The organism is Bacillus xiamenensis (assembly GCF_000300535.1).
GTDB classification, from domain to species: domain Bacteria; phylum Bacillota; class Bacilli; order Bacillales; family Bacillaceae; genus Bacillus; species Bacillus xiamenensis.
This window is the reverse complement of record NZ_AMSH01000029.1, coordinates 30,193-42,280: the sequence shown is the minus strand read 5'-3', so window position 1 is coordinate 42,280 and position 12,088 is coordinate 30,193. Positions and strand designations below refer to the sequence as shown.

Below are 12,088 nucleotides of genomic sequence, written 5' to 3'. Positions count from 1 at the left end.
TTCATTTTAGCCCTTTGTCAACAATCTGAGAGCCTGCCCCATACGCAGGCTCTTTTTTCATGAAACAGATGCTCTTTTCGCATAAATAATGTATCGCTCTGGTGCATTACCGACGAAATGAAATGGATAGCATGTGGTTAGTACGAGCTCTTCTTTTTTATTCTGCAGAGTGATAATGGATGTATCATGCTGATCCACAATTTTCGTATGCGTGATTTCATACACATACTCCCCGTATGGCACTGTGATTTTCAGTTGATCTCCAATGTCCAGCTCACCTGTCCGGCGAAAGACCGTGTCCCGGTGCCCAGACAGAACAATTTGTCCATGTTGATCAGGATAATAACTGCCTTTGTAATGCCCGACTCCTTTGGCAAGGTCGTCCGCATCCGTCCCTTCGACAATCGGCAGGTCCGCCTTTAATTTCGGAATGGTGAGAATGCCTGAGACTTTTCCCATTTCAGGAGCAAACGTCTTCTTTGACATCCCTTGATCGGCCGCTACCACCTTCTTCGCTTCCTCTAATGATTGTGCTGTTTGAAGATGAGTAGAGGTGATTTGCCATATTCCCCAGCCGAGCAGCGCAATTCCCGCTGTCATTACAGTAACTGCAAGCCATTTTTTCATGCTTTAACTCCTTCGTCTTAAACAATGATTCTTCTGAGGTGATGAGCCTTCAGCTTGCTGCTGCCTTTTCTTCTAGTTTTACTTTCTCAATTCGGCCCTCTTTTTGATACACAATGGCAGCGCCCTCGAAGCTCTTAACGAAAGCAACGGTCGCTTCTAAATCTTCTGGACCCGTTTCAGGGTTCTTCCCTAACCGCCCGATTGGCGCATATTTACTTCCAGTTGCAGTGGCCATGAAGTTATTCACTGTGAGTGTATACGTTTGATCGAAAACAACTGGTGAACCATCTGGCAGTTTCAAGTTGACTACTTTATATGTTAACGGATCATAGGAATATGAAAAGCCTGAAATGCTATAATCTGGTCCAAATTGAGGAGAGATTTGTGCTTCAATGATATCGACCAAATCCTTCCCCTGAATTTCCAGCTTGACTAAAACGTTGCCAAATGGCTGAATATTAAAGAGATCTCCCCATGTAATCGGCCCTTTTTCGAGATGCTGCCTGATACCGCCGCCATTCATCATGGCAAAGTCACTTTTCATCGAATATCTCATCCCATCCGCAATGAGGTTACCGAGCGGTGTGTCTCCATCATTTGAATAGCCGCCTTCCATTTTGACGCCTGCTTCTCCTACAACCTCACTAATAATCGGTTCAACTTCTTTGCCGTAGCGATCTAAAATGTCCGCTGCTTCCTTGTCCTTTTCAATACCAGTCTGGTCTACATACTGAATGTTTGCACTCTTTTTGACAATATCCTTTGTTTTCCGGTCCAGTGTGACATTGACTTCTCCAATGGCCTTTCCATATTCAAAGGCTTGAACGATTAATTTCCCATTGACCTCCCCATTGACTACTTCGTGATTGTGTCCAGCAAAAATGACATCAATTTCATCATCACCTTCTTTGGCAAGTTTCGCACTTTCTCCAGTAATGGTATCGCCATTTTGAGAGGCTGTCATATGAGCCAGTACCGCAATGGCTTTGACCCCTTTTTGCTTTAATTCCTTCGTTGCTTCATTGACTGCTTTCACTTCATCTGTAAACTGAATATCTTTAATTCCCTCTGGCATCACCATGCCCGCAGCTGATCTTGTGACAACACCGATGAATGCCACCGGGATTCCTTCAACATCTATGATTTGATAGGCAGGTAAAAGCGGTTTGCCAGTATCCTTGTATTCACAATTCGCACAAACAAGCGGGAAGTTCTGGCCGTCGTATCCTTTTGTGCCTTTAGGGTGTTCCCCGCCGTTTAGGATACGCAATAGTTCGTCAACGCCTTCATCAAACTCATGGTTGCCGACTGTACCGACATCAAAACCGATGTTCTCCATTAGTTCAACTGTTGGTTCATCTTGCAAAAGAGATGATACCGGTGAGCTCCCGCCAATCATATCTCCTGCATGGACCGTGATTGTATTTTTTTGTGACGCTTGTTTTTGTTTCATATAAGCCGCCACATAATCCATCCGTCCATACATTCCTTTACTGCCATCACCTTTTAGATCCAGCTCATATTGCTGGTCAATTTTCCCATGTAAATCATTCATGCTTAAAATGGTTAATGGTACTTCACGAGATGACGTGGATGCCTGATATCCAGCCTGCTCTGCTTCTTCTTTTGAGGCAAAAAAGACACGTTTCTCTACATCAACCTCTTTCCAGTTGTCAGGTGATACGTAGGTTTTTGCAGAAGAATCACCGACATAACGTGTGAGCCCTTTTTTCTGCTCACGCGCTCTAAATTCAAATGGCTGTTCTATCAAAGGATCCGCTTCATTCCAAATACCCAGCCCTTTTTCCTTCGCTTCTTTCACAGCTTGCTGAAACGCATCGTACTCTTTTTCATCTCCAACAGGCCAGATGAAATAAGTAGGGGCATATCCTTTTTTCACAAGCTCTAAGTTCGTATTGATGCCTTTTTTGGTTTTCACTTGAGCTAGAAGACGTCCATAGCCATCCTTCGCTTCAGGGCCAATCTTTAATGTCACCTGATCACCGCTTGAAAGAAGTGTTTTTAAATAATCAGTCGCTTTTTGTCCAAAGCGCAGTTGGTTCTGATCTAATTCATTTTTGGGCTTATGATAGGTTTCCGGCGTATCCATATGAACAAAGCGCACCTTTGTCGTACCTAGCACTGGCTTCTTTAAATGAATGGTGTCTCCATCTACAACACGGTCAACGGTTGCCTGATATTCTTTCTTGATGTTTGGCGGATTTGGCTGACGTTTCAGCAGTTTGATATCAGCCTTGTGTCTTGGCAGCACCTGCAGCGTATCGTATCTGCTTAGAATCCCTGTAAACTCATACCATTTCCCTGTCTTCACTTGATCAATGGCACCCGTATTCTCCATCACTCTAAGGACGGTGCTATGATATTTCCGATCGATCATGGTTACATTGTAACCGCCGCCAGCAGACTGGTCTGGTTTTAATTCCACGTAGCCTTTGACTTTTACAAGTCTTCCTTCATATTTACCTGCATAATCCGTTTCCAGTTGTTTAATGGAGACTCGCTTCGGCGCTGGCAATGGTTGATTCACAGCATCTATCTGCAAACGGTCTTGATCTGGCACAATTTCAACCAGCCCTTTATATAGCGTTACCTTGCCAGTCACCGTCACCTTCATACCAGCTTTCAGTTCCGGAAAATTGTTCGGCTGCGCAGAATAAATATTCATTCCAGCGGTCTTGTCTTGAATATATGTTGAGAGCTTCCCATTTCCTATAGCGGATTGATCTGCTGTCACAATTCCACTCACCGTCACCGTCTCTCCGATGAGCTTACGGGCTTTTTTGATGGTCACTTGCTTCATTTGTTTCGAGACATTTTCCTTCTTGTCAGATGCACTGACCGGCTCCGCTGTCATGATACCAGGCAGTAAGGATTGCAGACTAAATATCACCAAAACCAAACAACAGATCATTCGAATGGATTGCATACGTTTCATTAGATCTCTCCCCTTTGAGCTTCATCTCTCATAGTGTACAAAGTAAATATTGATGCTGGATGGATTTCATGTAAAACTTATCCCTAAGAATTCGTTGGAAACGTAATAATCACGCGCGTCCCTTCAAAGCTTTTGCTTTCAAAACGAATGGTACCGCCATGGCTTTCAATAATTTTAATCGTCATCATCAATCCCAGTCCCGTCCCTTTTTCTTTCGTTGTATAAAACGGTTCACCCAGTTTCGCAATCTCATCTTCTGGTATGCCCTTTCCTTGGTCTTCAAATATCAGCATCATTTGATTATTTTTCAGCATGGAGGTCACTTGGATCACACCTCTCACACCATCCATCGCTTCAATTCCGTTTTTAAGAATGTTCAGAAAGACTTGTTTCAGTTCATTCGGTATGCCTTGAATGTTAGGGAGTGATGGAGAAAGTTTTTTTTGAATGGACACTCCTTTTAAGACCGCCTGCGATTCAACAACCATAATGACTTCTTCAAGCAGAAGATTGACATGTACTGGCTCAAAATTAACAGACTTGCTTCTAGAGAGCACAAGGAATTCATTAATAATCGCTTCAAGCCGGTTAAACTCTGACATCATGACATCCGCATAATCCTTCTGATACTTTTTACTTTGAATCATCAGCTGCAAAAAGCCTTTCAACGACGTAAGCGGGTTTCGTATCTCATGGGCAATGCCAGCTGCAAGCTGACCAACTGCCGACAGCATTTCTGACTTCATCAGCATTTTCTCCGACTGCTTTTGACTCGTAATATCCTCTGAAATGCGCATGACGGATGTCTGCATTTTGCCAGGATCATCAATTCGATGTAATGAGACTCTCTCCCACCGCTCACGTCCGGATAAATCCTGAAAATACAACTCCCCAGACCAGCTGCCCTCTCTTAAACAAACGTCCCATTGCTTAGCTAAATCATCACATTGACACAACGCTTGATAGACAGAAAAAACATCTTTCCCGATCAGGTTGTATTCATGCTTCTGTACAAACTGACAAAAGCGCTGATTCACGCATTGAATGACCCCTTCCTCCGTTGCGACCACAATATGAATATGGCTGTTATCTAGTGCTGTCACCGAAAGATGAAGTGCCTGCTTCAATTTCGTCATTTCCGTCATTTTGAACCAAGTCATCACCGCTCCCTCATGATCCTGTTCATAGTGAGGTGTGATATGCACGATGAATTGTTCTCCATCGTTTGTTTCAATTTCACGTTCGATGATGCGCCTGTCCGACATGACAGATTGAATGTCATGATAGAGTATTTCCTGCGTGAGCTTCTTCGCCATTGATTGAAAAGTTTGCTGGTTCCGGGCTTGAGCTGAAGTAAATAAAGAGGCAGCTGTAGGTGTGTTATAGTGAATATTCATTTCCCGGTCGACAAACAACGTGGCAATCTCTGGCTTCACAGATGGCCGGTACAGTTCTTCTCTTGTCACCTTCAAATTGTTTATAATATTAATAAAATGCTCATGGGTTTTCTCAAGCTTCTCTACCTGCATGTTTTTTTCTTTTAATTCGGCTCTTGCTTCCTGCTCCTTTTGTTTCACCTCATTGAGCTCGTTTTCTAAATCGACAATTCGCTGTTGATAGACTGAATTCTGCTCTTGCATCTCTTTGTCCCTGCCGTTCTTTTGATTTTTTCCTCTCTCACTCATTCGAATGAGAATGACGTATACTCCCTTGAAACGGCGATCAAAACTTTTCACTGTAAAATCAGCATACTGCTGTCTGCCATTTTCAGAGATGGGGACATGCTGAAATACCACTTCGGTTTCTTCTGTCCACACCTTTTGAAAGGATTGACTCAACATCTCTTTCATGTAATCTGGTGTTACATATTTACAAGATTGATCTGACACTTCTGTATGTTCTAAAAAAGAAGAGGCACCCTCTGACATTGCGAGGATTTTGTCGCAATCATTTATGACGATGCATGCATCATCCTGGGCGATTTCTTTCATATATTGGGCAGCTCGTTCTTTTAACTCCATATCACACGAGTCTTGCGCCCAAGGCACATTGTGTTTAGAAACGTTTGAGTGGGTATAAATGTTCCACTTTTCATTGAACAAATGAAATAAACGAGGTATATTGGGGACCGTTTCATTCGGCCCTAGTATCAGCATCCCTTGATCCTTTAATGCATATTGGAATCGGGATAATACTCGTTTTTGGACTTCTGGCTGGAAGTACATCAGAACATTTCGGCAACTGATAAAATCGAGGTGGATAAAAGGTGAATCAATCAATAAATTGTGAGGAGCAAAGACGATATGTTTTCTAAGCGACTGCTTCACAATATAAGCGTCACCTTTCTTTTCGAAATATCGCGTCTTCCATTTTTCTGGCATCCTCGCCATAGACTCAGCGGAAAACACCCCTTTACTTGCCCTTTGTATGGCTTTTCGGTTGATGTCTGTTGCAAACACTTGAAGTTCAACGGACACTTGTCTTCGCTTCAGTTCTTCTAAAAATAAAATCGTAAAAGAATAGGCTTCTTCACCTGTAGAACAGCCTGCAATCCAAATGCGGCATCGAGATTTCCCGTTTTTCATTGTATTTTCAATGATCGACGGAATGACCTTATGTTCACATACACGAAAAGCTTCCATATCCCTAAAAAAAGAAGTCGTCCCACTGAGAAGCTGTACATGTAGGCGATCAAGCTCATCTGATTCTCTGTCTAATAAACGATCATAATCTGCCAATGATGAAATCGGTTGTTTGGCACTCCGCATTCTTTTTTGAAGAACAGAGAGCAGCCTATTCTTGTCATAGGTTGAAAATGCAATTCCTTTATGCATTTCAAGACGTTCAATGATTCTGACCAAAACAGGGTTGGAAATATCGATATGCGAAGCCGTGATGATGTTTCCAATATAAGCCGCAAGTGCAGAAGGGTCTTGAAATGTTTGCATACTATCCAGCTCATTATTTGTCTCACTGCATGATAAGGCTGTACCGCCTTGCTCAACTAATTGAAGCAAACCACTTCCTACACAATAGCCTTTTTGGAAAAAGATCGCATAGGCCTCTTCCTTTTGCACGCTGGCAAGTGACTGAAACAACGAATTGACAGCGCATGTCTTGTTCGTTGGAAGCTGCTCCGATATGTGCAGCCGTTTATCTTCTGTCAATGTCACAACTGCATGCTGCGGACAAGCATAAATCGTTTTTTGCATGACTTTCTCACCATGTTTAATCGTTTTTGCCCGGTAGCCAATCGGTAAAACAAGTGCTTCCAAATCAATTACACAATCGCCTGTCACATGATTTTGCACAACAATAAAAGAGGCATTTAATTCATGTGGAAATGATTGAAAAAAAGCCTCGAGATGATGCTGCTCAAACGGCGAAACACCGATGCCAATCACTGGTGCCTGCACATGTTCGTCTTCTATCAAACGATTAATGATTTTGTCCTGCATCTGCTACCCCCATGTTCATTCGTCTGATACTTTTTTTCGACAAAAAGGAAGAAAACCCTCTAATTGTAAATAATGTTTTTTGTATGAAAGAAGGAAAATTTCCTCACATTAAAACAGAATGTATAAACAATAGGAGGAATTTCTATGAAAAACGATCAACAGTCATTCGGACAAGGACATGCTCAGCAGCCTGAATTCAACCATGGCGGGCACGAGTTATTCGATTTACATGAAATTTTAGCAGGCACCATTAATATTTTGGATCAATACATGATCTTTCGGCAGTTCATCCAAGATCCTGCATTATCCGACATCTTAGATCGACAATATCAATTCATTTTGTCGCAGTACAATGTCACGGTAGATTGTTTTTCTACTGGACAAAAGCCTAGTGAAGACACTGCTACTTATATGATGAAAGAACAAACACAGGTCACATACGGGATTAAACCGTCACAGCCGAAGAAGCCGAATCAGTCATTGCAGGACGTAAAAGACGCAGGGATTACAGGGCATATGCTCGGTCTCGTGAAATCACATGCAGGATTACTGTCAATGACCGCTTTAGAGGTAACAAATCCTGTCGTTAGACGGGTACTTGCAGCGCAAATTCCGAACTTTATTGAAATGGCGTATGAAATTTTCTTATATCAAAACAAACATGGCTACTATCAAGTTCCGCAGCTTACAACTCAAGACATGCAAGCGATGACATCTACTTTTGCCCCTATGCAGGGACAAGTTCAAATGCCGCCAAGCAAAGCCAATCAGCAAAAGCCGCTTCATTAGACAAAAAACGGCCGACCTATTTTCCTGGTCAGCCGTTTTTTCTTTGATAGATCAGTGTAAAGTGTTCTTCAAAATTTGTGAGACGTTGTCCTGTCGCTTGTTCAAAACCTCTATCAAAACGGCCGGTTTTCGCCGTTTCCTCCATGATCTCATGTATGATATCTCGTCCATAAAGTTGTACCAACTCATAGATCATATAGTAGCTTTGTAAATAGACGTCTGTCTCATACGTCGTTCGAGAATTCTGCCAGTCTTGATCAGAATGAAGAGATTGAAAAGGAATGACATCGAACCGTTCAGACGTGGCATTCAGCACATCATAGGCCGTCCATTCTGCTGTTCCTTCATGGAACCAAAGTGGAAAGATGACTGGAGACACCTTGTATGCATGCACGCTTTCATAGAAAACGAAATGAGCATACTCATGAATGAATAACGTGTTGAAAAAGTATAAGGGCAGTGTCTCTTTTTTCAACAATTCTTCCCGTTTATCTGGGTATAATCCAATCATGCGATCATAATCAGAGTAAAAACCCGTAATATGCTTGATGCCTGCAAATTGCTCGATCGTCTCTTTATCATCAAAGTAAATGATATCTAACGCTTTGTCAGGTTCAAACTGAAACACTGACATCGTTCTCTTCTTGGCCTTTTCCAGCGCCTCTATGGTCAAATCGACAAAGGCGTCCTCTTCCTCTGCATAGTAAATTCTAATATGTTCATAGACCTGTTTATTGAGTCCCTCCGTTAATACTGTTTTCGGAGAGGACTGCTGTTCTAAATATTGTCCTGTCAGCTGAAACGCAACATAAATCAAATATGCGGTGAACGCATAAAAAATCAAACCTGCTGCAATCATTCCGCTTACAAGTTTTTTATGAATCAATACCGGTTTTGCTTTCATTTACTCCCCACCTGAATTCATCCTGCAACCTCTTTTTCTCTCTATGAAAAAACAAAGATCAACAAGAGGTGATCTATTTTTTACTTTATGCATTCAGGTGCGCAAGGTGCGGTTCCAAACAAAAAAGCCGCATTTGACATACGGCTTTTGTCGTAGCTATTTTGATTCAGGGAAAACACGTCGAACGGTTTCAGTAAATTCGTCAAAGAATCCTGAAATTGGTTCTCCGCTTCTAATACGTTTTCCGTACCCTGTCATACGATCGACAAAGTCTGGATTAGCGGATACATACACGTTATCAATTTGTTGATCAGTAGATTTTACTTTATCAGAAATTTTCTTTTTCAAATCATCTGTGACATCACCGCTTTTATTGCCTTCAAGCACAACGGCAACAAATGCATTTTTCCCTGTGACAAGTACGTTCGCTGTTTTCACTTCAGACATGTTAGCAACAAGCTCTGACGCTTTGTCTGCCACTTTGACCTTCTGAGGTGTTTGAACATTTGGCTGATCCTGTCTCATGTTTTCGTTCTTATATGTGACATTTTCATACTGTTGATTCATTGTTCCTCTTCGCTCATCGCCTTGATTATTCATTCCACACCCAGTAGTCATCAATGTCGGAACGAGTAGTAAAGAAAGCATCCATTTCTTATTCATCAATTATCCCTCCTTTTGTTCATAGGTTTTTCATCCAGCAGGCTTTTTATGCACACATCCTCTATTTCAGGAAAATGAATTCATAATTCAGCCTTCTTTGGTCATCCTAAACATGATGAAGAAGTATCATCACGATCAACTGGAGGGATTCGTTTGTTTAAAAGAAGAAAAGGCATGAGCACTGGCGCAATGATCGCCGCTTCGACAGCGGTGATTGCACTGTTCTCCCCTGTATTACGGAAAAGAATCAGCCGCATGACACAAATGAACTTGTCCTCAATGATGAAAGGCCACGATCATAACCGTCATGAGCCATCTCGCCATGAGTCACATTCGAAATCGCATGCACAGAAAGAATCTAAAGGAACGGCTGAAGTCGGTCAAATGATTAAACAGGCTTTCACCGCTGTCCAGCCAAACCAATCACAGCAGCAGCCATCATCATCAACTACGCATCAAACCCACAAGCCAAGAGAATCTTACGCACAGTCACTTCACATTGATGAAAATGTCATGAATGTCATGGATGATGAATCTATTCAGCAAGTGCTCAATGACATCGAGCACAAATAATCAAAACAGGGGCCTTCACGAAAAAGGCTCCTGTTTACTCTCCTGAAAAGTGCTCTTTCACCATCATGCAGAAGGAAGGCAAAAAGGTGATTTCGACCGTGATAACAAACCGATCCACATCATCTAGTATGATCAAAAGCTCTTTCTCATGCTGCCGGTCCTTTTTTATTTCGACATGTCTCACGGTTTTAAAATCATACACGCCTAAAACGGATGCATCTTTTTTTCGAACAGCCTTTAAAGAAAACTCTTGAACCCCAAGTAACATCGTCACCACAAATCGCTCTTCTTGATTCTCAAACCGAAATGTTAGATCTTGATATTCAATAGGCATATCTCGTTCAAACCCTTCAACAGGCCTCGTCTCAAAAAAAGAAAGCCAGTCCGATTGATCTGGAAATTGTTTTCTCCCCATTTTTTAACCCCCTCATAAGTGAAATTTTTTATTAATTATCTTGCTCCCCTTTTCTTTTGCAACAAATTTTAGTAATTTTAAAAAGGTGATTTTATTTTGCTAAGAGACCTCTTTATTAATTTAACAATTCTTGTTACTTTCCATTATTTATTGATGCTTGTGTTTAAAGAGAATTTTCTAAAGAAGGAAGATACCCTGCTCAGACAAGTATGCAAAGGCATGATTTCTGGGTTACTCGGTGTCCTCTTAATGTTTTTCTCTATTAAAGCAGGACCAGCCATCATTGATTTAAGACATATTCCCCTTATTTTAACGGCATTTTACGGAGGCATCGCGCAAACGTTCATCGCAGCATGTGTTGTCATCATCGGGCGATTATTAATTGAAGTCAACGTCGCTTCTTTCATCAATATTTTTTCTATGACGTTTATCGCAACAGCCTCTTTTTTGATTGCTGAACGTCATATCAATCATGTCGTAAAAATGCTGTTATCTATTACAATCAGCAACGTCATAGCGACCATTTTATTTATCACCGTCGTCCATGAAACAACATTTGAACTGCATGTCGCTTACTGGATTTTCTCGTATATTGCCGGTTTATTTAACTTTTATGTCATTGAGCATCAAACAAAAGCCTATCAGCTGTTAAATTTGTATAAATCCCAAGCTCATTATGACTTTTTAACTGGTTTGTTAAATAAACGGAAGTTTGATGAGGTATTAAGTGACGCTTTTGCTCTCAAATTAAAGCAGCCTCTCCATCAAATGTCCCTTATTTACCTAGACATTGATTATTTTAAATCCATCAATGATCGATATGGGCATCATGAGGGAGATATTGTTTTAAAAGAAATCGGAACAAGGCTGATCAAAAACACAAGAAGCTCTGATTATATCGGGCGAATTGGCGGTGAAGAATTTGCTGTGCTTTTACCGAATTGTTCAGTTGAAAAAACATGGCAAATTGCAGAGCGATTGCGGAGAAAAATAGCGGACCAGCCGATTTATTTACAAAACGGAACGTCTATTCACATCACGGCGTCACTTGGATGTGCTTATGATACAGGAGCAAGTGAAAACATCAAACAATTACCGATTATAGCGGACCAGGAGCTCTATAAAGCGAAGCAGTCAGGCCGAAACCAAGTGAGCTTTTCAAAGCGAAAAAGAGATCATTTCAGATAAGCTTTTTCCTCAATTTGTTAGCGCTAATTATTTTTAAAAAAGTTTTCGTATAACAGTTGTTTTTTCCCGCAAACACTGGTAAAGTAAAGGTAATTATTTTTGTTCGTATCATCTTTAAGAAGAAAGTTTTGAAATAGTTTTCGTCTTTGAAGTTTGTGTAAGAGCAAGAATAGTGAATTTAAGCGTTAAGATCGCTTTAGGAGGAAATTTCATGTTAGAAGGTAAAGTAAAATGGTTCAACTCTGAAAAAGGTTTCGGATTCATCGAAGTAGAAGGTCAAGACGATGTATTCGTTCACTTCTCTGCTATCCAAGGCGAAGGCTTCAAAACTTTAGAAGAAGGTCAAGCAGTTTCTTTCGAAATCGTTGAAGGTAACCGTGGACCACAAGCTGCTAACGTTAACAAAGCGTAATTTAAGAGCATTGCTCTTTTAGCACTTTATAGAGTGAAGGAAAACCGCTCGGCTTCTGCCGTCGGTTTTTTTGTGCAATAAAAAGAGAACCTGCTGAGAGGTT

The 12,088-nt window shown here is 41.3% G+C and carries 10 protein-coding genes; 4 read left to right on the top strand and 6 right to left on the bottom strand.

Annotated features, from left to right (window positions below; all coding sequences use genetic code 11):
* Positions 1–57: 57 nt before the first annotated feature.
* The 3 genes from BA1_RS10780 to BA1_RS10770 form a co-directional block, all read right to left on the bottom strand.
* Positions 58–627 (bottom strand): class D sortase, encoded by a 570-nt coding sequence (locus BA1_RS10780; protein WP_008358724.1) that lies wholly within the window; start codon positions 625–627, stop codon positions 58–60.
* A gap of 49 nt (positions 628–676) precedes the next feature.
* Positions 677–3,583 carry a 5'-nucleotidase C-terminal domain-containing protein gene (locus tag BA1_RS10775; RefSeq protein ID WP_008358722.1) on the bottom strand — a complete coding sequence of 969 codons (2,907 nt, stop codon included), beginning with the start codon at positions 3,581–3,583 and terminating at the stop codon, positions 677–679.
* An 83-nt stretch (positions 3,584–3,666) separates the two neighbouring features.
* A complete protein-coding gene (locus BA1_RS10770; RefSeq protein WP_008358720.1) occupies positions 3,667–7,041 on the bottom strand; it encodes a CheR family methyltransferase in 3,375 nt (1,124 codons plus the stop codon).
* A 144-nt stretch (positions 7,042–7,185) separates the two neighbouring features.
* Here BA1_RS10770 and BA1_RS10765 point away from each other — a divergent pair, with 144 nt between their 5' ends.
* Positions 7,186–7,830, top strand: coding sequence for a spore coat protein (locus BA1_RS10765; RefSeq protein ID WP_008358716.1), 645 nt, complete (start codon positions 7,186–7,188; stop codon positions 7,828–7,830).
* 28 nt (positions 7,831–7,858) lie between these two features.
* Here BA1_RS10765 and BA1_RS10760 read toward each other — a convergent pair whose 3' ends face one another.
* A complete protein-coding gene (locus tag BA1_RS10760; protein ID WP_008358714.1) occupies positions 7,859–8,734 on the bottom strand; it encodes a hypothetical protein in 876 nt (291 codons plus the stop codon).
* 156 nt (positions 8,735–8,890) lie between these two features.
* Positions 8,891–9,397 carry a YhcN/YlaJ family sporulation lipoprotein gene (locus BA1_RS10755; RefSeq protein WP_008358712.1) on the bottom strand — a complete coding sequence of 169 codons (507 nt, stop codon included), beginning with the start codon at positions 9,395–9,397 and terminating at the stop codon, positions 8,891–8,893.
* Between the two features lie 153 nt (positions 9,398–9,550).
* Between BA1_RS10755 and BA1_RS10750 the strand changes: the two genes are divergently transcribed.
* Positions 9,551–9,970, top strand: a complete 420-nt coding sequence (locus BA1_RS10750; RefSeq protein WP_008358710.1) for a hypothetical protein — start codon at positions 9,551–9,553, stop codon at positions 9,968–9,970.
* Between the two features lie 34 nt (positions 9,971–10,004).
* On the opposite strand, the gene BA1_RS10745 is transcribed toward BA1_RS10750, so the two are convergent.
* Positions 10,005–10,385: a hypothetical protein gene (locus BA1_RS10745; protein WP_008358708.1), complete on the bottom strand. Its 381-nt coding sequence runs from the start codon at positions 10,383–10,385 to the stop codon at positions 10,005–10,007.
* A 96-nt stretch (positions 10,386–10,481) separates the two neighbouring features.
* Between BA1_RS10745 and BA1_RS10740 the strand changes: the two genes are divergently transcribed.
* Both BA1_RS10740 and cspB read left to right on the top strand, forming a co-directional pair.
* Entirely contained in the window at positions 10,482–11,573 is a 1,092-nt protein-coding gene (locus BA1_RS10740; RefSeq protein WP_008358707.1) for a diguanylate cyclase, read from the top strand.
* Between the two features lie 211 nt (positions 11,574–11,784).
* Positions 11,785–11,985, top strand: a complete 201-nt coding sequence (gene cspB / locus BA1_RS10735; RefSeq protein WP_003212277.1) for a cold shock-like protein CspB — start codon at positions 11,785–11,787, stop codon at positions 11,983–11,985.
* Positions 11,986–12,088 lie beyond the last annotated feature (103 nt).